This window comes from Prevotella sp. S7-1-8 (genome assembly GCF_000758925.1).
GTDB lineage: Bacteria > Bacteroidota > Bacteroidia > Bacteroidales > Bacteroidaceae > Prevotella.
Map to the genome: position 1 here is coordinate 44966 of NZ_JRNC01000014.1, position 21023 is coordinate 65988.

The 21023-nt window shown below is 49.3% G+C and carries 16 protein-coding genes and 2 tRNA genes; 11 read left to right on the top strand and 7 right to left on the bottom strand.

Annotated features, from left to right (window positions below):
• The first annotated feature begins 512 nt into the window (after positions 1–512).
• Both HMPREF1640_RS02675 and HMPREF1640_RS02680 read left to right on the top strand, forming a co-directional pair.
• Complete coding sequence (locus HMPREF1640_RS02675) at positions 513–740, top strand: hypothetical protein (protein WP_036892136.1); 228 nt, start codon at positions 513–515, stop codon at positions 738–740.
• Between the two features lie 8 nt (positions 741–748).
• Complete coding sequence (locus HMPREF1640_RS02680) at positions 749–3238, top strand: hypothetical protein (RefSeq protein WP_052051670.1); 2490 nt, start codon at positions 749–751, stop codon at positions 3236–3238.
• 176 nt (positions 3239–3414) lie between these two features.
• Here the strand turns inward: HMPREF1640_RS02680 and HMPREF1640_RS02685 are convergent, their stop codons facing one another.
• Positions 3415–4575 carry a transglycosylase SLT domain-containing protein gene (locus HMPREF1640_RS02685; protein WP_036892137.1) on the bottom strand — a complete coding sequence of 387 codons (1161 nt, stop codon included), beginning with the start codon at positions 4573–4575 and terminating at the stop codon, positions 3415–3417.
• Between the two features lie 244 nt (positions 4576–4819).
• On the opposite strand from HMPREF1640_RS02685, the gene hisC reads away from it, so the two are divergent.
• On the top strand, positions 4820–5854 hold the full coding sequence (gene hisC / locus HMPREF1640_RS02690; RefSeq protein ID WP_036892138.1) for a histidinol-phosphate transaminase: 1035 nt from the start codon (positions 4820–4822) through the stop codon (positions 5852–5854).
• Positions 5855–6115: 261 nt separating this feature from the next.
• Here hisC and HMPREF1640_RS02695 read toward each other — a convergent pair whose 3' ends face one another.
• Entirely contained in the window at positions 6116–6481 is a 366-nt protein-coding gene (locus tag HMPREF1640_RS02695; RefSeq protein ID WP_231565823.1) for a hypothetical protein, read from the bottom strand.
• A gap of 5 nt (positions 6482–6486) precedes the next feature.
• Positions 6487–7944 carry an aminoacyl-histidine dipeptidase gene (locus HMPREF1640_RS02700; protein ID WP_036892139.1) on the bottom strand — a complete coding sequence of 486 codons (1458 nt, stop codon included), beginning with the start codon at positions 7942–7944 and terminating at the stop codon, positions 6487–6489.
• 104 nt (positions 7945–8048) lie between these two features.
• Here HMPREF1640_RS02700 and HMPREF1640_RS02705 point away from each other — a divergent pair, with 104 nt between their 5' ends.
• The 6 genes from HMPREF1640_RS02705 (at position 8049) to HMPREF1640_RS02730 (ending at position 11482) form a co-directional block, all read left to right on the top strand.
• On the top strand, positions 8049–8243 hold the full coding sequence (locus HMPREF1640_RS02705) for a hypothetical protein (protein WP_036892141.1): 195 nt from the start codon (positions 8049–8051) through the stop codon (positions 8241–8243).
• Between the two features lie 46 nt (positions 8244–8289).
• Entirely contained in the window at positions 8290–8913 is a 624-nt protein-coding gene (locus HMPREF1640_RS02710; RefSeq protein ID WP_036892143.1) for an OmpH family outer membrane protein, read from the top strand.
• An 80-nt stretch (positions 8914–8993) separates the two neighbouring features.
• Positions 8994–9067, top strand: a tRNA-Arg gene (locus tag HMPREF1640_RS02715).
• Between the two features lie 29 nt (positions 9068–9096).
• Positions 9097–9170 (top strand) — tRNA-Arg (locus tag HMPREF1640_RS02720).
• A gap of 244 nt (positions 9171–9414) precedes the next feature.
• Positions 9415–9696, top strand: coding sequence for an HU family DNA-binding protein (locus tag HMPREF1640_RS02725; RefSeq protein WP_036892145.1), 282 nt, complete (start codon positions 9415–9417; stop codon positions 9694–9696).
• A 211-nt stretch (positions 9697–9907) separates the two neighbouring features.
• Positions 9908–11482, top strand: a complete 1575-nt coding sequence (locus HMPREF1640_RS02730) for an Rne/Rng family ribonuclease (protein WP_036892146.1) — start codon at positions 9908–9910, stop codon at positions 11480–11482.
• Between the two features lie 250 nt (positions 11483–11732).
• On the opposite strand, the gene mnmE is transcribed toward HMPREF1640_RS02730, so the two are convergent.
• The 4 genes from mnmE to HMPREF1640_RS02760 all read right to left on the bottom strand — a co-directional run bounded on the left by mnmE (position 11733) and on the right by HMPREF1640_RS02760 (position 16515).
• Entirely contained in the window at positions 11733–13139 is a 1407-nt protein-coding gene (gene mnmE, locus HMPREF1640_RS02740) for a tRNA uridine-5-carboxymethylaminomethyl(34) synthesis GTPase MnmE (RefSeq protein ID WP_036892150.1), read from the bottom strand.
• A 28-nt stretch (positions 13140–13167) separates the two neighbouring features.
• On the bottom strand, positions 13168–14040 hold the full coding sequence (locus HMPREF1640_RS02745) for a nucleoside phosphorylase (protein WP_036892152.1): 873 nt from the start codon (positions 14038–14040) through the stop codon (positions 13168–13170).
• 47 nt (positions 14041–14087) lie between these two features.
• Entirely contained in the window at positions 14088–15239 is a 1152-nt protein-coding gene (locus HMPREF1640_RS02750) for a hypothetical protein (protein WP_156098690.1), read from the bottom strand.
• 814 nt (positions 15240–16053) lie between these two features.
• Positions 16054–16515: a hypothetical protein gene (locus tag HMPREF1640_RS02760; RefSeq protein ID WP_036892210.1), complete on the bottom strand. Its 462-nt coding sequence runs from the start codon at positions 16513–16515 to the stop codon at positions 16054–16056.
• 126 nt (positions 16516–16641) lie between these two features.
• Between HMPREF1640_RS02760 and HMPREF1640_RS02765 the strand changes: the two genes are divergently transcribed.
• Both HMPREF1640_RS02765 and glgP read left to right on the top strand, forming a co-directional pair.
• Positions 16642–18315 carry a glycogen/starch synthase gene (locus HMPREF1640_RS02765; RefSeq protein ID WP_036892156.1) on the top strand — a complete coding sequence of 558 codons (1674 nt, stop codon included), beginning with the start codon at positions 16642–16644 and terminating at the stop codon, positions 18313–18315.
• A gap of 16 nt (positions 18316–18331) precedes the next feature.
• On the top strand, positions 18332–20893 hold the full coding sequence (glgP, locus tag HMPREF1640_RS02770) for an alpha-glucan family phosphorylase (protein ID WP_036892158.1): 2562 nt from the start codon (positions 18332–18334) through the stop codon (positions 20891–20893).
• The last annotated feature ends 130 nt before the right edge of the window (positions 20894–21023 follow it).

Here is a 21023-nt window from a genome sequence, read left to right on the forward strand (position 1 = left end):
TGGATAACAAAACACAACAAAGGTTTATGCACAAATACGCGACACATGACCTCGACCGACAACACAAGGCCAAATCCATCATCCTCGCGATGGAGGGGAAAGGCGTGCGCTTATCCAAACCGTTAACGTTTGTTATTGCCCCCCCCCGATTATTTAACACTTTTTACAACATCGTTTTTTATCAGAAACCTCTTGACGGCCTTTTTACAAGGCTGTCCGGGGACTTGTTGGCTGTCCGAGCGCGCCACGCGTGTCAAAAAAGTCAACCACCTTTCACAAGGTAAAGAGGGGTTGACAACGGGGGTGGCCAACAAGGACGCGCCCGGCATATCCATGGCAATCCGAGCCGAGGGTTACGACGTTACGCGTACTGGCGCCAATGCCCCCCATGCGCCGAAAGTCAAGCCAACCAAACATCATTGGGCCGTGGCGATGACGACACTTGCGTTTCAACGATATAATCGCTTATTCACAAAAAACAACATTCACAAAACATAAAGTATTTTTAAAACATGCGACATCATAAACAAACAAACAAAAGAAAATACATCGCCCCCACATGCGAGACGTACCAAATGAGGACATGCCATTTGATGGACATCTCTGCCGGAGCGAAAGGATTTGAATATGGCGGAGAACTAAGTAAGAAACACGAGTTTGACAACGAACACACATCTGACTCTTATGACTTCACCTGGGAGACAGACAACTCTCAAATTGGAAAGGAAATAAAACCATGACACCACTAATGAAAAAAACCAAACAAAAGACACTCGCGCTACTTGCGCCGCTCGTCTTGGCATGCGCCGGTCTTGCCTCATGCGCAGACGAAAACTTAGTGAACAAAAATGGCGGCGAGAGCGTCAATCCGGCCGATTTCAAGCTCGCCACCACCACCGTAACATTCTCTGCCGACGCGGGCATGCAGCTACCCAACGTAACTCGCGCCTTAGACCCGGACGCGCCTGCCACGCGAGCGGTTTCGCTCAACGAGCGCTACATGCCGATGGACAACAAAGACCACAGCCTCAACGCGAGGGTCTTTGTGGTAAAGGTGGACAAGAATTCCAAGAAGATGATTAACGGCGAGGAAGCCATGGACCCCAAAAAGGTCGTCATGGGTGCGGGCGAAATCAAATGGAACAACGTGCGTGAGCTTACGGGCGGAGGCGTGCATCTCTATTCCAAGGAAAGCGTGCTCACACTCACATGGCTTGATAACAGCGCGGTAATCAGACCCAACGAGGAGTGGTACATCTGTGGCATCATCGGGGGAGAATATGATATGGACATCAAGAAAGCGGCTGATCAGGCGGCAGACCCAGCAAAAAAGAAGCTCTATACTCAATTCTACAATTTCTATGTCAAGATGAACCCCTCCAGTGAACACAACACCCGCGACGAGAAGGGTCGACTTCGCGTGACGGCAGCTTTCAGCACGGGATGGACAAAACTGAAGGTAGAGAAAGCAAACGTGATAAACCTGCGGAAATGGGCGTTCAATGCGATGGGTACACTTCTTCGTTTCAAGGTGAAGCGCGACACGAAGCTGGTCAAGCCCGAGGCGCACAAATACACCTTCGCCAGTTCACAGCTTACAGCCAACGGAGGGTTCATGATGATGCCGATGAGCCTGTTCGCCTCAGAGGATGTTCTTAACATGGAACACAAGAAAGGACTTGACTGCGAGATACGTCCATGGGAGGCGAATATAGACCGTAACTTCTATTGGCAATACGATGATGAAAGACGCTTGCAGTTTAACAACGTCACGGACACGAAGCCCAGCGAAAACGGTGGCTTCTTCTACGAGTACCGATACACCTACGACGCCGCAAAGATGCGCGGACCTAAAGCGAACAAAGACTATGATGAGTTTTACGTTTGGGGCATGCCTGTCCCACTGCCCAACTACAACGGAACCACGCAGATTACAGCCGAGCGAGGCAGCTTCATGCTCGGGCGCAAGCAGCCCAAAAACTCAAAATATCCCTACGCCGACGAGTGGCTCTACGCCAAGGCGGTGAAGCCGGAAACCAACTCGAATGAGTACAAGCTGAGAGACTTCACCAACAAGAAGTTCCGTGGCAAAGCCTTCTCCATAGAACTGGGCGTGTGCCGTCCCCGATTCAGCGCAATGGATGAAAATAAACAGCCAAAATATGCATGGCCCAATCCGCTGGAGCGACTCGCCGTCACCAACAGCATGACCAACCAGAAGGGATGGCACGACTCTAACAAGCCGAATGGTAATGATAAAGGCTATGGAGAAATTGATAACTGGACTCTCAAGCAAGGCATTTTCAAGACAAAATTCGTTACATGGGGTCGACGCATGTTGCCAGAAAACTATCATGTTCCCAACTCGGAAGAATGGGGATGCGCCATTCCGAACATCTATAATTCAATATACGACCGTTATCTTGTAAGTGACTTGCTGGGCTGGGACTACATTAAGTCGGGAGCCAGACCATGGTTTGAGATGTATAATCCCGGTAAAGACGACACGCGCGCTAACATTGCTGCGGGAGAGACGCACAACAAGAATAAGCTATCTTTACAGGAGGAATTGCACTGGGGCGAATACCCTGCTCTCTACTCCTACTTCATGCAGGATAGGAAAAAAGGAGAGATGTATGCCATCCGTTTTGACGGCACGAACAAGGATGCAAAGTTTCAAGGATACACTCTGGGACAGAGATACCGCTGTGCCTACCGCTGGCGACTGATCAACATGGGTGGCGAGGGCGATGCCAACGACAGCCACGGCATGCGCCTCGTGGTGCAGAGCCGCTGGATAGGCAGCGCCAATGTGGGCCTCAAGGATATCATGGATGACGCATGGTGGGGGAAAAGCTCTCCCGACAATCCGTTGTTCGAGACCGACTGCTACCGCGTGCTGCCACTAGTAGGCTACCCATACACGGGGTCAGGATGGACGTGGTACGTCAGCTATTGGTCAAGAGCAAGGTGGAAGTCAATTTCAGTTACGAAAGATGACGAAAGTACCAATAGGACAATGTGTTTCCGCCGTATCGGCGGTGACGGCTTCGAACGTGGACACAACGATGGTCTTAAATACTTCCTCCCCGTCCGCCTGTTCGTCAACAGAGGCGTGGACGAGTTCGGAGGTGAAGCACCGCGACAGAAGCAGCACGACAAGGACCAGACGACGCTCATCAGCCGAAAGGCCGACGGCAATGTGACAAATTGGACTTGGACACCGAAGCTTTATTGACCGTAACCATTTGCGTCCGGAAAAATAACGCGTGGGGATACAATGACATTTGTATCCCCACTTTTTTTTGATGGTCGGCTGCCTCCGCGGCATAGGAAAAGCGCGGCATTGCCCTGCCTTTACCAGCAAAGGGCGGCGACGAGGCGCAAGTTGAGCCTTGACATAGCGAGCGCGCGTCAAACACGCCATCTGTTGCCACGCTTGGATCTCTCAGGCGTGGTTTGGGGGAAAGAGAACCCTCCGCCCCTGGCCACGCCTCGATATTGAGCCCAGCGCGCATGAATCTTGGAAACATAATCCACGGTTTCCGAGCCACGCAAGTAGCCATACTTGACAACATTGTCCTTATAGAAAGTGGGCGAGCTGAGTTTAAGGACAAACTCTTGCACATCGGCCCATCGGTTGGGGTTCTTGCCATACTTTCGGGCCAAGTTCATGGCGTCGCGCACATGATAGTGCCCACCGTTGTAGCTGGCCAAGACGTATGATACCCTCTCGGACGCGGGCACGTCGCGGAACAGGCCGTTTAGCTCCCTGATGTATCTGGCGGCGGCGGCGATATTGTCCTCGGGGTCCATGAGGCGACTTTGCCCCAAGCCCAAGTGGGCGGCCGTGCCCGGCATAATCTGCATGAGCCCGCATGCGCCAGCCCATGAGCGGGCGTCAGGGTCGAAAGTGGACTCCTGATAGCACTGGGCGGCCATGAGCCGCCAATCCCACCGGGCCAAAGAAGCGTAACGCTTGAAATAATGATCAAAACGCGATATTACACCGCCCGCGCGATCGAGCATGGGCGAATAGACTCGGCGTTTGATAGCCTTGGTGGACAGAAGGAAACGCTCTCGCCGGGCGACCTCGGCTATCATTTGCGGTTTGAACCATTGGTTTAGAGCGTCCGCCAATCCCTCATTGCCCTTTTGGACAGCCCAAGCGGTTTTCAAAGTGTCGACACGCACACCGGCAAAACTCAGCCCCTTGACGGATTGCGGCAACTGGATGGCCGCGACATCGCCGTCGCCAGCCTTGAGACGGGATATTACCTCGGCGGTGTCTTTGCACAGCTCGACACGCAAGGAGACCCCGATGGCCTGGGCGAACTTCTCGCACAGCATATATTGCAGGCCCATTCCGCGACCATGGTAATCAAAGTAGGTATCAGGCCCGGACATCGTGAGCACGATCATCTCGCCATTGCTGACAATGTCATCAAACCCGAACGAGTCTCCTTGCGGTATGGAGTCGACGCCGATTTTGGCTCCCCAAGGCGTAACTTCAGGCCGTTGCTGACTATCACAAGACGCTAACGCAAAGGATAGCAACAGAAAAAACGTTGGCATTAAATGTCGCATACAAATTTATTTGGTCACAAAAGTACGACATTTATTGCATAATAGCTTAAAAAACAGTACATTTGCATAGTATTTTAAGATAATTAATACAATGTCATTCCGCCCCAACTCCCACACGCCACACCAAGCGAAGCCAAACGGGCAAAGGGCAGAGCACCGTGCCAACGCGTTTAAAGGAACACACGTACCAAGGGCAGCGACGATACATTGGCAACCCCCAAAAACGAGAGATATGAAAGCATTGCAAGAATTGGCGCGTAAAAACATCTGGCAGATATCACCTGACGAAACATCATTGGACAACCCTGGCAAAGATGACGCACGCATATTTTTGGACGCAAACGAAATTCCTTACAACAAGCCTCACAACCGATACCCAGACCCATGGCAGACAAAACTCAAGGCCACGCTATCTCAAGTAAAAGGCGTGGCTCCAGAAAATATCTTCTTGGGGAATGGATCTGACGAAGTGATAGACATGGTGTATCGTGTGTTTTGCGAGCCTCGACGTGACAACGTGGTGGCCATCGCGCCCACATACGGCACGTACAAAGCGCGCGCGGATGTCAACGACGTGGAATACAGAGCCGTGCCGCTAAGCGAGGGATTTCGGCTCGACGCACAAAAAACGCTCGCCGCGCGCGACGCCAACACGAAAGTGATCTGGCTTTGCAGCCCAAACGATCCTACCGGGAACAGCCTGCAACAAACGGAAATCGAGAAAATAATAATGGGCTTTGACGGTATCGTCGTGATAGACGAGGCTTATAGCGACTTCTCGCCAGCGAAACTCTTTCGCAGTGAGATCGGGAAACATCCCAACATTATAGCGCTCAACACCATGAGCAAAGCTTGGGGACGCGCCGACATACGTTTGGGCATGGCCTTTGCCAATGAGCAAATTGTCAAATTGCTCAACAAGGTTAAACTCCCTTATAACATAAACACGTTGACGCAACGCCACGCGCTCGACGCCCTTGAGCACAGGCAAGATGTTGAGAAATGGGTGAGAATGCTACTCCAAGAACGCGGCCAATTGATGAAAGCGTTCGAATATTTGCCTATATGCGAGCGCGTCTATCCGTCAGACTCCAATTTTTTCTTGGCCAAAATGACCGACGCGCAATCCATATACAAATATTTGACGGAAAAAGGGATTGCCGTGAAAAACGAAAGCGACGTGGAGCTATGCGAAAACTGTTTGCGCGTCACCGTTGGAACAAAGAGTGAAAATTCTGAGCTCTTGGGCGCCCTGAGGCAATTTTAAGCCATAGCTTGGTTTGGCGGCGGAAACAACAATGATGGACATTCGCGCCAGTGAGTGTGTCAAAAATGAAAAAAGAACTTTTATGGCACATAAATTTAAAATATAACAAAAATCCATCAAAGTTTACTGAATTATTGACAAGATAAACGAATAAAATATTTATATTTGCAATATAGATTAATTTCAATAGGTTAAGGTTAGTTTTTAAAAGGTTAAAAAGTCCCCAATCCGAGTAGTGATACTGTGGATTGGGGTGTTTTTTTAGTCGGTTTTAAAACTTACGATGCCCGTCATGGCATCATCCAAATAAAATGTTTGCTTAACAGTGTCTTTGTGAGTGACATACATGACATGGATAAATTTTAAGTCGTCCGTTCTTTGATGGTATTTCGTGGACGGTTTTACCTGCTTGCATTCCACGGCCCTCTGGCGCATAACCCGTACAATGGAGTCTGAGACAAAACGCGCGGACTGTATGCCAGACCATCGCAAAACATCAAAATCCTCGATTGACATATCAGACTTCACGAACTCCTCGACCAAGGAGCGAGCTTGCCTGTCTTGCCCACAACCCACGGACAGGGCGGCGAGCAAGACCATGCCAATGATATGTTTCTTATGTTTCAACTCGATCACGCTTTGGCCTGAGGGATATTTTTCAATATTTCAAGCAGATGATCCCATACCATCCGCACGGTTGGGATGCGCAAACGCTCGTCGGGAGTATGGACAAAACGCAAGGTCGGACCGAAACTCACCATGTCGAGGTCGGGATATTTCTCGGAGAAAAGGCCACACTCAAGACCGGCGTGGATGCCTTTTACCGTGGGTTCCTTGCCAAAGAGCTTTTTGTAAGCGTCCACCGTAATCTTGACAAGTTTGGAGTCAGGATTCATTTTCCATGCCGGATAACCGTCATTTTGCACAACCTCCGCTCCGGCGAGCTGGAACGTGGCCTTGACGGTATTGGCCATATTGCGCAAATTGCTCATCACGTTTGAACGTTGGCTCGACACTACGACCACCTTGGACCGTTCGCTCTGAACGCTCGCCACGTTGCTTGAGGTCTCTACCATCCACTCGAGAGCCTTGTCTTGACACATGGCGAAGACGCCATTGTCGAGTGCTTGCAAAGCCAATATAAGATTTTTGCTGACACTTTTTGGCATCACGGCTTGAGCGTCGGCGCTCTCCAAAGACCAAACCATGTTGGTGTCTGTTACGTGATACTCGTCTTCCACCTCCTTGGTGAAAACGTTCCAATCCACCTTCACGTCGTCTTTCTTATCAAACGGAACGGCAAAAACGACCTTGCCATCACGTGTTATGGCATTGTGCATCTTACCAGAATTCCACTGCGCAAGGCGCAAATCCATCTTCTCTTGCTGCATATAAAGGAACCGAGCGAGTATCTTGATGGCGTTGGCGCGCTTCTTCTCAATATCGTCACCGGAATGGCCGCCTATCAATCCCTTGACAGAAGCCTCTAAAAAGAAATGGCCTTCGGGTGCCATCTCACGCTCAAAATTGAACGTAGCGGTGGTGTTGATGCCGCCAGCGCACGACACAAATATTTGACCTTCGTCCTCAGAGTCCAGGTTGATAAGATACTCTCCAGACATAAAGCCAGCTTCGAGGCCAAACGCGCCCGTGAGACCGGTCTCCTCGTCACGCGTGAAAAGACATTCCAATGGTCCATGCTCAATGTCATTAGAGTCGAGGATGGCCAGTTCGATGGCACAACCAATGCCGTCGTCGGCCCCAAGAGTGGTGCCCTTGGCACGCAGCCATTCTCCCTCGACATAAGTTTGAATGGCATCCTTGTGAAAGTCGAAGTCTACATCAACCAGCTTGTCACAAACCATGTCCATATGGCTTTGCAACACCGTAACGGCCAAATTCTCAAGACCTTTGCTGGCAGGTTTCCTGATAATCACATTGCCAGTCTTATCCACCTCACAACTCAAATTGCGCTCTTTGGCAAATTGTTGCAGATAGGAAATAATTTGCTCTTCATGTTTTGAGGGACGAGGGATTTGGTTAATCTTAGCGAACTGCTCGAACACGCGAGCGGGATTTAATTCTGCCATAATCTTATTTTTATAAGGTTTATCTATTTTTCTTTTGCGATATGGTCTTTTTGCACTAACTTTGCAACCATTAATACACTTAATATAGTGCAAAGATAATAAAAATGATAGTATCCATACTCTTGGGCATGTTAATAATTGCTATTTCCGTCGCTTTGCTATCCATCAAGATAATCGTCAGGAAAGATGGCAAGTTTGATTCCCAACACATACACGACAACGCCGCAATGAGGAAACGCGGCATACATTGTGTGTTGGCGCAAGACAAGGAGGCTATCCAAAAAGATCAAGCATTTTAAGTATCATACCTATATATATGGTAATCGAACATAAAAAAGACAAAATATGAAAACAAAAAATCTTTTCGCCGTCCTGTCCATGGTCACAGTGTCAACAATCATAGTATCGTCTTGTGACAAGAGCCAATCCAAAATGGACGACAAATCGACTTCCGTCGCGACTGGCAAAGTGGCGCCAAGCAACAGGCTGGCGTATGTGGAGGTAGACTCCATAATGTCACAATACAAATTCTGCAAGGAATATAGCAAAATACTCGAGCAAAAAGGCAACAATATCCAAAAGACCTTGGCCTCAAAACAACAACAACTGCAAGCCGCCGCCGCAAACTTCCAGCAAAAAATACAACAAAACGCTTATACGCAAGAGCAAGCCGAAAGGGTTCAAATAGGACTGCAAAAACAAAACAACGACTTGCAAGCGCTAAACCAACGGCTTGGCAGCGAATTTCAAGCCGAGACGGAAAAATATAACAAAGCATTGCACGACTCATTGCAACACTATCTTGCCGCATACAACAAAGATAAGAAATATGGCATGATTTTCGCCAAGCAAGGAGACAACCTGTTATATGCGGACAAGGCTTATGACATTACGAACGAAGTAATTGCCGGCTTGAACAAATCATATAAAGGCAAAGCCCTGTCAAGTAGCGAAAAAAATAAGAAATAAACAATAATACGATAAAAAGCATACCAAACATTTGGATGTGTTATTTTTTTATCGTACCTTTGCAACCGCTTATTAAGAAAGGCTCCGTAGCTCAACTGAATAGAGCATCTGACTACGGATCAGAAGGTTGTGGGTTTGAATCCCGCTGGAGTCACTTCTTATATAAGTTTACATGCATACATTGGCTCCGTAGCTCAACTGAATAGAGCATCTGACTACGGATCAGAAGGTTGTGGGTTTGAATCCCGCCGGAGTCACAAAAAGCAGGGTTGCCAATTATAGCGCAACTCTTTTTTATTTTCGTTACTTTACAAGCCAACTCCATCCACCCACTGCCGCAATTCAGTAACAAATTGAAAACAAGCAACTTCTAAAACACAAAAACAAACCTTATAAATAGAAAAAAAACAAAATAAATTTCCAAATAAAAAGAAAATCTTGTATCTTTGCAATTCAATTACAAAGGAATGTCAACAACATCAAAATAAAAACATATCAGAAATGACAAAAGCAGATATTATCAGTGAAATCACGGAGCAAACTGGATTGCAAAAAAAAGAGGTTGCTGTTGTAATCGAAAGTTTTATGGAGACTGTCAAAAGGTGCATGCTTGACAAAAAAGAGAATGTGTATTTGCGCGGTTTTGGCAGTTTCATCATTAAGCGTCGCGCCACCAAGACAGCGCGGGACATCGGCAAAAACACCACCATCACCATTCCGGCGCACAATTTACCCAGCTTCAAGCCCGCGAAAGCATTTGTTGATGAAATGAAAGGTGAATAAGGAATACCCTAAATAATATTATCAAAATAACATTAAAATTTACAGTTATGCCAAACGGTAAAAAAAAGAAGGGCCGCAAGATGGCCAACCACAAGCGCAAAAAAAGATTGCGTAAAAATCGTCATAAGAGCAAATAATCATTGATTTGCTATGAGAAGGGGGAAGCCTCGGTGGCAAGCCCCCTTACTTTTTATAGTTTAATGTCCAAGAAATGACAAGTGAAGTAATTATCGACGCAAAACCTAAAGAGATTTCCATAGCTCTCTTGGAAGACAAGCGACTGGTGGAATATCAGAACGAGCCTCGTTCGATAAATTTCTCGGTAGGAAACATCTACATTGCGAAAGTAAAAAAACTCATGCCGGGTTTGAACGCATGCTTTGTCGATGTTGGTTACGAACGCGACGCTTTCTTGCATTATCTTGACTTAGGAAGTCAATTCAACTCTTACGCTAAATATCTAAAGCAGGTACAGAGCGACAGAAAAAAACTCTTATCTTTTAGCAAGGCCTCTCACCTACCCGACCTTAAAAAAGACGGCAGCGTGCAACAAACCTTGCAGGTAGGACAAGAAGTTTTAGTACAAATCGTCAAAGAACCGATATCCACCAAGGGACCCCGGCTTACCGGCGAACTAAGTTTTGCCGGCCGTTTTCTTGTTCTTATACCCTTTGGCGACAAGGTTTCCGTATCTTCAAAGATAAAAAAAAGCGAAGAAAGAGCACGGCTTAAACAACTCATCCACAGTATCAAACCAAAAGGTTGCAGTGTAATTGTACGTACCGTAGCACAAGGCAAACGAGTAGCGGAGCTTGATTCGGAACTTAAGATTTTAACAAAACATTGGACAGATGCCATTGTTAAAGTTCAAAAGACACAAAACCGACCACAACTCGTATATGAGGAAGAGGGCAGGGCCATTGCCTTGCTTAGAGATCTCTTCAACCCAAGCTACGAAAGCATTTTTGTTAACGACAAGGAAATTTTCAAAGAAGTAAAGGATTACGTTTCCATGATAGCCCCCGAAAAGGCAGCCATCGTCAAGATGTATAATGGGAAAACACCTATCTTTGATAATTTCAACATTACAAAGCAGATCAAATCAAGCTTTGGCAAGACGGTGAATTACGCTCACGGAGCATACCTAATCATCGAACACACCGAAGCAATGCACGTTGTGGATGTGAACAGTGGTAACCGTTCAAAAAACGAAAAGGGACAAGAAGGCACGGCGCTGGATACCAATCTTGGCGCCGCCGATGAATTGGCAAGGCAGCTCAGGCTACGTGACATGGGAGGAATCATTGTAGTGGACTTTATCGACATGAATTTGGCGGAGGATCGACAAATGCTCTACGAACGCATGTGCAAAGCCATGCAAAAAGACAGGGCTCGCCACAACATTCTGCCTCTGAGCAAATTCGGCCTTATGCAAATAACTCGTCAACGCGTGCGTCCTGCCATGGATGTCAATGTTGAGGAGACATGCCCCACTTGCAACGGCACCGGTAAAATCAGGGCGAGCATCTTGTTCACTGACCAGCTTGAAGGAAAAATTGACCAATTAGTCAACAAGATTGGCGTCAAGAAATTCTACTTGCACGTTCATCCGTATGTAGCGGCTTACATAAATCAAGGCATACTCAGCCTCAAGCGTAAGTGGCAATTAAAATACGGGATTGGAGTGCGCGTCATCTCTTCAGAGAAACTTGCGTTTTTGCAATATGAGTTCTACGACTCAAGAGGAGAATTCATTGACATGAAAGAAGAGATAGAGACAAAGTAAGAAATCCAACTATCGAGCAGGAGACAAATGCCAACAGCGGTCATTTATCTCCTGCTTTCGCGTTTACAGCCCGCCCGCGCCACCTTGCGCTCGCGTTCGCGCGCGTCCATGCCTGTCGCCGCAACCACGGCGCGTCCACTCGCAAACTCCTCACCGGAGGCAGCGCGTTCCCACTCGCCATTATGGTTTCGTTTGCCGACGCCCCCGCGCGCGGTTGGCGGCATTCTGTCGCGAACAGCCTGCGATCAAACTATTTTCCGATGCAAAAGTGATTGAATATGTTATGTATCACCTCCGTGGAAGTTATGGACCCACCCGTGATTCCCGCCAACTCATCAAGGCATTGGCGCAAGTCCTCGGCAAGCAGGTCTCCACTCAGGTTCATGTCCATGCTCCCGATGAGACGCTCAACGCTCGCTTTCGCTTTCGTGAGGGCTTCATAATGACGTGTATTGGTTACTATCACCGAGTTTTCGTCTATTTCAGGAATACCCGCCACTTCATAGACCTTTTGTTCCAAGGTGTCGAGCCCTATCGCGCGCTTGGCGCTGACGCGAACATGTGTCACATTGGACGGCCAGGTGGAACAATCTGTCTCTATAAGGCCCTCAAGATTATCCTTGCGAGAAGACAAGTCTATCTTGTTGTGCACGACAATGACTTTTTTATCCTTGGCGTGTCCCATCAGTTGTTCCAACTCCGAAGCGGTCGGGTCTGCGTCGACAACCCATAGGATGATGGCGGCTTCGCTCATTTTATGATATGTGCGCTCTATGCCCATACGCTCAACCCTGTCTTGTGTCTTTCGCAATCCTGCCGTATCGATAAACCTGAAAGTCACGCCATGTATGTCTATCGTATCCTCTATAACATCGCGGGTGGTGCCATGCACGTCACTAACAATGGCTTTGTCTTCGTGTAAAAGTTTGTTGAGCAGGGTGCTCTTGCCAACATTGGTCTTGCCAATAATGGCAACGGGAATGCCTTTTTTTATCGCGGCGCCCGTTTCAAAAGAGCGCGCCAAGGTGGAGAGACGGCTATGTATGGCCGCGGCAAGTTTTTTCAAGTCGCCGCGATCAGCAAATTCAAGTTCCTCGTGGTCGCTGAAATCCAACTCAAGTTCTATCAAGCTGGTCAATTTCAGCAATTGCGCGCGCAGTTTTTCCAATTCGCCGCTAAAATGACCTTTTAGTTGGCTTAGGGCGAGTTTGTGCGTAGCCTTGTTAGTTGCCGCGATAATATCCGCGACGGCCTCGGCTTGCGACAAGTCCATCTTGCCATTAAGATAAGCCCGTAACGTGTATTCTCCCGGATTCGCTTGGCGCGCGCCCGAGGCGACAAGACTTTGCAACGCCTGTTGGAGTATGTAGGCCGAGCCATGACAGCTTATCTCCACACAGTCCTCGCCCGTGTAGCTGTGTGGGGCTCGGTACACGCTCACCACGACATCGTCGAGCTCTTCTCCATCCTTTGAGCGCAACACACCATATTGCAGCGTATTACCTTTTGCCTCCAAGAGAGCGCTATCTTTTCTTATGGCGCAAAAAAGATTGTTGGCAATGGCGATGGCCGATGGCCCACTAAGCCTTATAACGCCAATGGCACCACCCGAGGGTGTTGCCAAGGCTACGATAGTGTCATTGTCTAAAATGTTCATTGATGAGAAGGGCCCGTGTCGTTTGTCGTTAAATGCGGTCGAGCACTTTTACGATAAGATCGTCAATGGAGTTTTTGTAATTACTGTTAACCTGTTTTTCCAATCGATTTGCAATCACCATGCAACATGTCAAGGCCTTGTGCCCCATCAGATTAGCCAGACCAGCGACCGCGCTTGATTCCATCTCAAAATTGGTGACGCGCAATCCATCGTATTCAAAAGACTCTATTTTTTTGTTCAAATCTGGATCTGCCAATGGCACACGCAACTGTCTGCCCTGTGGCCCGAAAAATCCTCCGCACGCCACCGTGTATCCGCGAACCATGTCGTTTGCCGCGATTTGGTCCAGAAGCGTCTTGTCCGCCGGCGCCACATAAGGGTTCCCCATTGCGTCTTTCCACCCCACGTGTTCCTTGAACGCCTTTTCCAAAGCGACGTCGCAGTGTTTGTCACGGTTGGCATAGAAGTTGATCAAGCCGTCAAACCCGATACTTTTAACCGACGCCACATAAGTGCCTGTTGGCGTATTGGGCTGCAATCCGCCACATGTGCCCACCCTGACGAACGTGAGCGACTTAAGTTTGGGCTTGGCGGTCCGGGTCTTGAAATCGATATTGGCCAACGCGTCCATTTCGTTGAGCACGATGTCAATGTTGTCGCACCCTATCCCCGTGCTCTGCGCGGTGACGCGCTTGCCTTTGTATGTTCCTGTAACTGACCGGAACTCGCGATTGCTCACCTCGCATTCTTTGGTGTCAAAATGCGAGGCCACCCTGTCCACTCGCCCGGGATCACCCACAAGGATAATCTTGTCCGCCATTTGCTCCGGACGCAAATGCAGATGGAAGATAGATCCGTCACTATTAATAATCAATTCGGATTCGGCAAAATAATTGTTCATATCTATCAAATTTGGTTTTTCAAACTGTATTTTACAATGCCCCGTCCTTATGGTTGGAGCTCTTCTTGTCTAATCTTTTTGGCCATGAGATGGATGTCGCGACATTGCTGCAGCAAGTCTTTTTCAAGTTGGCCGATCTTTCGGGCCAGTGCTTGTACGTCGGCGTCGTTCGCCCTTGAATATGCCGAGCGCGCTAAATCCAAGTCTGATCGCGTTTTTTTTATCATGGATTTAAGTTCTCGCCATTGCATGAACGATTTCCGCGCCGCCATCGATTTTAATTCGGTTGGCGAGGTAATAATTCTTTTGTTGTCAAGGACAAACGGCACCTCGGTCTCGGATTTTGAAAGAGACTGATTTTTTTCAAGCATTCTGTCCCTCCGCTTCAAGGCCTCGCCACGATCCCCGAAAGACCACGTGCGGCTAATGTCGGTAATTTTGGCAAATTGCTCAAGCTGGTTGTTTGTAAGGTTGTCCGCGGAAAAATCAAGCCGTGGGTAGGTGGGAACGAAGGTGTAAATGCAAACCTTGTCGTCCGCTTGAAATCTATCAGTGACCAACCAGCCCAACGAATTTACGTCGTCAATGACCAACATATAGTCGTTCGCGGTGGAATTGTATGGCAACCCATAGTTTTGAGGCTCATTCCAACGCCCCCTGTCACTGTCATACGTGGTTACGAAAATGTCGCGTTTGCCTATGCTGTTTGGGCCGCGCGCGGAGAAAAACATGGTTGTTCCATCAGCGCACAAAAAAGGATAGTTGGGAAATGTGAACGCGCCACCGTCGACGCCCGCGATTTTTGACGGCTCGCTCCAGCCGTCACCCAACAGTAACTGACTGTAAAGCGAGGTGCCGGCGCTGTCGCCATCCGCGTAAACGCGGCGGCCTCCAAAATCGTTCTGAAACTGGACGAGGGCCTGTTTCGCGTCGCCATCTTTCTTAACCGTGATTTGCCCAATATCTTTACCAAGGGGTATCTTGGATAAAAAAGCGTCCTTGCTCACCACCACGCTGTCAATAAACATGACCTTGGCCGTGGCCGGCAACATGCTTTTAAAGATTTCAAGGCCACGCGTGTCCGTCCGGGGCGCGCCCGGCTGATGTCTCGCTGGCGCCGGACGAGTTTTCTGCGCGGAAGCGTTCAACGCTCCCACCAACATGATTACGACACAAAAGCGGATAGGGTATCTCTTCATTTCCATCCTTTTGATAACAAAGATAAATAATTTCTCGCACAGCGATCAAGCCAACCTTTATTATTTTAGAAATATTAACCCAAGGCCATGCTTTACATTGTCGCCGCGCGCCCGGGTCTTCGAGGCCTGCAATTTTATGTTTTCCCTGTCATAATCTTGCCAAATGATTGGCAAGGCGCGCCTTGCGCTTTGCGCCGGCGATGGCTGACGGCAAAACTAACGCGGGCAGTTTTGTCAAAAAACAATCATAAAAAATGGCATCCTCGAAATTGTCATTCCGTGGGAAAAATGGCTAAGTTTGTCGCCCAAACGATGGAACAATGGAGTGTGATTTTGTTGCATCCATTTCGATTCGTATCTCAAGGCAGGGCGATTACGTATTAAACGCCATCCGTTTAAGCAGTATTTTCATGAAAAACAAGGGTTAATCACGGTGCCATCAGGCAACAATGGCAGCACGGCAAGAAAACTTTCCCGAGGGAAAACATGATTTGTCGTCGCGACATGATGATTTTCAATCATTTGCGAAAAACGCTCATTTCTCGCTTATTTGCGAGCGACACCCCCCTTGTGCCCAAACATTCAAAAACGCAGAGGCCTTTTGTCAGATTATTTCATCATCCATTTCACGCCGCGCCTCATTCGTTGGTGTAGAGCCCCAAAACGGCCATGACCATCGCCGCGGCGACAACGCATCCAATAACAAACAACACATTGGATAGCGTTGCCCTTCTTTTTCTCGCGGCTGTTTGTCGCCCGTTAAATGTTCTTGCGCCATGCTCTCGATGGCGATGGCGCGTGTGGCGCGCGAGCTTTACCGAGGGGCCGCCCTGTCGTCATTCCTCACGAAAACCATCTCTTTTGGCAGCTTGAGCCACTTCCGGTTCCTCGCGATTTTCAGGTCGCTCCCTTTCTCCTGCCTCAAGACGTAAGTGCCATCTTTCTTGAGGGAAAAGGTGGCCGCGAGATCCTCGCTCCCATAATCGTTGACAACGCTGAGCTCGATGGTCTTGGCGTCCTTGATGGCAGAGGCGGTGAACAGCCATTTGCGCCCGTCTTGGCAATCGCCAAGATAGCCCGGCATCTCACCGTACACCTCTTGGTCCGGCACCGTCACGTTGTTGTGGTAAGCGTCGAGCACGATATAAACGTCAAACTCTTTGTTGTAGAACCTGCCCTTGAACGTCGTCGAGTCCAAATCGCTTGTCGCCGTACGCGCGAACGCCGACGCGGCGGACAGGACGCACGCGAGCGCGAAGATGAGTTTTTTAACCATAATGACCATTTGTTTTTGCAAAGATAATGTTTTAAATCAAGAAGTGGTTTGTTTTTAATAAATTATAGCGTTGAAAATTTGTCTTATACATTATTTATCTTATCTTTGCATGAAAAGTATCGATTAATGACAACAACAGAAATGCTGTTTCCAGATTATATCTTCGAGTCGAGTTGGGAGGTATGCAACAAGGTCGGAGGTATATATGCGGTGCTGTCCACGCGCGCCAAAACACTGCAAGATAACATAAAAGACCGCATCATTTTTATAGGTCCGGATTGTTGGAAAGAGAAATCGTGTCCCTATTTCACGGAGGACCCGAACCTTTTTTCGGATTGGAAAGGACAAGCGGACGCTGACGGATTGCGCGTCAGGGCCGGCCGCTGGGACATTCCCGGGCGGCCCATTGCCATCCTCGTGGATTTCAACGTGTTCTACAACGACAAGAACGACATATACGCCAAGCTCTGGGAAGACTTCCAAGTGGACAGCCTCCACGCTTACGGCGACTATGACGAGGCGTCCATGTTCTCTTACGCCGCGGGGCGAGTGGTGGAGAGCTTCTATCGCTTTTATCTCAATCGCTCGCTCAAGGTGGTCTATCACGGCAATGAGTGGATGACGGGGCTGGGATTGTTGTACATCAAAAAACACCTGCCAGAGGTGGCCACGATTTTCACCACGCACGCCACGAGCATAGGCAGGAGCATAGCCGGCAACAACAAGCCCCTCTACCAGTATCTCGACGCCTACAACGGCGACCAAATGGCAGGCGAGCTCAACATGCGGAGCAAGCACTCCATCGAGAAGCAAACGGCCCTTCACGTGGATTGTTTCACCACCGTGAGCGACATCACCGCCCGCGAGTGCGCGGCGTTGTTGGACAAGCCGGCGGACGTGGTGCTGCCCAATGGTTTCGAGGCTAATTTCGTGGCCAAGGGCGCGGCCTTTTCGGCCAAGCGGCGCCAAGCCCGCGAACGCATGCTCGAGGTGGCCAACGCGTTGTTGGGCGCGAGCCTCGGCGACGACACATTGATTGTCTCCACGAGCGGGCGGTACGAATACCGCAACAAGGGCATCGACGTTTTCATAGAGGCGATGGGCAGGCTACGGCGCGAGCCAAGGCTAAGCAAGAATGTCGTGGCCTTCATAGAAGTGCCCGCTTGGGTGGCCGCCCCAAGGCAAGATTTGCAACAACGTTTGCAAATGGGCAGTATTTTTACGGAGCCACTGCCCAATCCCGTCGCGACCCATTGTTTGCGCAACGCCGACGAAGACCGCGTCATGGGCATGATGAACGCCCTTGGCATAAGAAACGACGCGGACGACAATGTCAAGATAATCTTCGTGCCTTGCTACCTAACCGGCCACGATGGCATATTCGACATGCCCTATTATGACATAATAATAGGTGGCGACCTGTCCGTCTACCCGTCTTATTACGAGCCATGGGGGTACACGCCGTTAGAGTCCATAGCTTTCAAGGTGCCCACGATAACCACCGACCTGGCGGGATTTGGCCTTTGGGTAAACTCTGTCATGGGTCATTATGGCGAGATAGAAGATGGCGTGAAAGTGGTGCGACGCACCGATTACAACTACAATGAGGTGGTCGAGGCTATCAAAGGCGCGGTCGTGGATTACGCCAACATGGCCCCGGCAAAGGTTAAAGCCATTCGCGAGAAAGCCGGGAGACTATCCAAGAAGGCGTTGTGGAGCCATTTCATCGCATATTACAAACGAGCCTACGACATGGCTTTAAGAAAGGCGGAAGACAGGAAAATACAAAAACAACTATAAAACAGTATTGATAATTATGAAAATCAAATCTAATTACAGTGACACTCCCAAGTGGAAAGAAATTTCGATCAAGTCTCGCCTGCCCGAGGAACTAAACGGCCTGAACGAGATAGCCCACAACCTTTGGTGGGCTTGGAACCATGAAGCTCGCAGCTTGTTCAAGAGTTTGGACGAGAAATTGTTCGAAGAAGTGCGGCATAATCCTGTCATGCTCCTTGAGCGTCTTAGCTACGACCGCAAAGAGGCGATAGTGCACGACGCGGCGCTGATGCGAAACGTAAAAAAAGTTTACGCCAGCTTTCGCGCCTACATGGATGTCGAGCCAGACAAGAAACGCCCTTCCGTGGCCTATTTTTCCATGGAATATGGCCTTAACCAAGTGTTGAAAATATATTCCGGTGGGCTCGGAGTGCTCGCCGGCGACTATTTGAAAGAGGCCTCGGACTCAAACGTGGACCTCTGCGCCGTGGGCTTCTTGTACCGTTATGGCTACTTTACCCAGACGCTATCCATGGATGGTCAACAAATCGCCAAATACGACGCGCAAAACTTCAACTCGCTGCCCATAGAGCGAGTGCTTGACGCGAACGGAGAACAAGTGGTGGTAGACGTGCCCTATCTCAACTACCAAGTGCACGCCCTGGTATGGCGCGCCAACGTGGGCCGCATCAAATTATACCTGCTGGATACCGACAACGAGATGAATTCCGAATTTGACAAGCCTATCACCCACTCCTTGTATGGCGGCGATTGGGAAAACCGCCTGAAACAAGAAATCCTCCTTGGCATTGGCGGAATTCTCACCTTGAAAAAACTTGGCATAAAAAAAGACGTGTACCATTGCAACGAAGGCCATGCCGCCCTCTGCAACCTGCAACGCCTTTGTGATTATATCGACGAGGGATTGACCTTCAACCAGGCTATAGAACTGGTCAGGGCGTCGGCGCTTTACACGGTGCACACGCCCGTACCGGCAGGCCACGACTACTTCAGCGAGGACCTGTTTGGAAAATACATGGGTGGCTATCCCGCGAAACTGGGCATCTCATGGGATGAGTTTATCGGCATGGGACGACAAAACCCGGACGACCACGGCGAGCGTTTCTGCATGAGCACGTTCGCTTGCAACACGTCGCAAGAAGTAAACGGCGTGAGCAAGCTGCACGGATGGGTAAGCCAAAAAATGTTCGCCCCCATCTGGTCTGGCTATTATCCGGAAGAAAACCACGTGGGGTATGTCACCAATGGCGTACACCTCCCCACATGGACCGCTACCGAATGGCGCAAGGTGTACGACAAATATTTTGACAAGAGCTTTATGGGCGACCAGAGCAACGAGAAGATTTGGCACGCCATCCACAACGTCCCGGACGAAGAGATATGGAAAACCCGCATGGCCCTGAAGAAGAAATTGGTGGATTACATCCGCGAGAAGTTCACGCAGTCGTGGCTCAGGAACCAAGGCGACCCCGCCCGGGTGGTCTCGTTGCTCAACAACATCAACTCCAACGCGTTGATGATAGGTTTCTGCCGTCGTTTCGCCACTTACAAACGCGCCCACCTGCTGTTTACGGATATAAACCGCTTAAACAGCATCGTAAACGACCCGGACCGCCCCGTGATATTCCTTTTCTCAGGAAAGGCGCACCCGGCGGATGGAGCCGGACAAGGCCTGATTAAAAAAATCTACGAGATAAGCCAACGCCCCGAGTTCCTTGGCAAGATTATTTTCCTTGAGGATTACGACATGCAGTTGGCCCGGAGATTGGTGTCGGGCGTAGACATTTGGATGAACACGCCCACCCGTCCGCTCGAGGCATCCGGAACGTCGGGCGAAAAGGCAGAGATGAACGGTGTCGTAAACCTTGCCGTCCTTGACGGATGGTGGGTGGAAGGCTATCGCGAAGGCGCGGGATGGGCGCTGCCACAAGAGCGCACCTACCAAAACCAAGCGTACCAAGACCAACTTGACGCCGCCACCATCTACTCACTGTTAGAGAACGAGATAATCCCTCTCTACTATGATCGCGGCCGGAAGAGCTACAGCGAGAAATGGATAAAAGTTATCAAGAACTCCATCGCCACCATCGCTCCGCATTATACCATGAAACGCCAACTGGACGATTACTTCGACAAATTCTACAACAAGGAGGCCGCGCGCTTCAAGAAGCTGTCGGCCAACAACAACCAATTGGCCAAAGACCTCGCCTTGTGGAAAGAGACCGTGGCCAGCCGTTGGGATAGCATAAACGTGGTGAGCAAAAAAACGGAGCTGTTCGACAATGGCGGGGAAACGGGCGTCAAGTACCATTTGGAATACGTGATAGACGAACAAGGGCTTGATGACGCCATCGGATTGGAACTCGTCACGATGAAGCCGGAGACCGACCCCTCGGACCATCAAATACATCGCGTGTTTGAATTTAAGCAAGTGGGCCACGAGGGGAACAACTATACCTTCGAGCTTGAGGTTGAACCCGACATCGCGGGAACTTATCGTAGCTGCGTGCGCATGTTCCCCAAGAACGCGAACTTGCCCCACAGGCAAGATTTCTGCTACGTAAAATGGCTTGATTGACCTAATTAGCGAACAACATATAGACAAGACAGATGCCTACATACATAAAGATGTAGGCATCTGTTGTTTTGTCATAATATTAAAAATATTTACCACTATATGGTTTCATACTTACTGATCAATTCGTATA

Excerpts from the sequence above, each read along its gene's own strand:
- HMPREF1640_RS02750 (WP_156098690.1), bottom strand. The coding sequence starts at position 15,239 with ATGAAGAGATACCCTATCCGCTTTTGTGTCGTAATCATGTTGGTGGGA.
- hisC (WP_036892138.1), top strand. The coding sequence starts at position 4,820 with ATGAAAGCATTGCAAGAATTGGCGCGTAAAAACATCTGGCAGATATCA.
- HMPREF1640_RS02765 (WP_036892156.1), top strand. The coding sequence starts at position 16,642 with ATGACAACAACAGAAATGCTGTTTCCAGATTATATCTTCGAGTCGAGT.
- HMPREF1640_RS02685 (WP_036892137.1), bottom strand. The coding sequence starts at position 4,575 with ATGCCAACGTTTTTTCTGTTGCTATCCTTTGCGTTAGCGTCTTGTGAT.
- HMPREF1640_RS02730 (WP_036892146.1), top strand. The coding sequence starts at position 9,908 with ATGACAAGTGAAGTAATTATCGACGCAAAACCTAAAGAGATTTCCATA.
- HMPREF1640_RS02760 (WP_036892210.1), bottom strand. The coding sequence starts at position 16,515 with ATGGTTAAAAAACTCATCTTCGCGCTCGCGTGCGTCCTGTCCGCCGCG.
- glgP (WP_036892158.1), top strand. The coding sequence starts at position 18,332 with ATGAAAATCAAATCTAATTACAGTGACACTCCCAAGTGGAAAGAAATT.
- mnmE (WP_036892150.1), bottom strand. The coding sequence starts at position 13,139 with ATGAACATTTTAGACAATGACACTATCGTAGCCTTGGCAACACCCTCG.
- HMPREF1640_RS02705 (WP_036892141.1), top strand. The coding sequence starts at position 8,049 with ATGATAGTATCCATACTCTTGGGCATGTTAATAATTGCTATTTCCGTC.
- HMPREF1640_RS02710 (WP_036892143.1), top strand. The coding sequence starts at position 8,290 with ATGAAAACAAAAAATCTTTTCGCCGTCCTGTCCATGGTCACAGTGTCA.
- HMPREF1640_RS02680 (WP_052051670.1), top strand. The coding sequence starts at position 749 with ATGAAAAAAACCAAACAAAAGACACTCGCGCTACTTGCGCCGCTCGTC.
- HMPREF1640_RS02745 (WP_036892152.1), bottom strand. The coding sequence starts at position 14,040 with ATGAACAATTATTTTGCCGAATCCGAATTGATTATTAATAGTGACGGA.
- HMPREF1640_RS02725 (WP_036892145.1), top strand. The coding sequence starts at position 9,415 with ATGACAAAAGCAGATATTATCAGTGAAATCACGGAGCAAACTGGATTG.
- HMPREF1640_RS02700 (WP_036892139.1), bottom strand. The coding sequence starts at position 7,944 with ATGGCAGAATTAAATCCCGCTCGCGTGTTCGAGCAGTTCGCTAAGATT.
- HMPREF1640_RS02675 (WP_036892136.1), top strand. The coding sequence starts at position 513 with ATGCGACATCATAAACAAACAAACAAAAGAAAATACATCGCCCCCACA.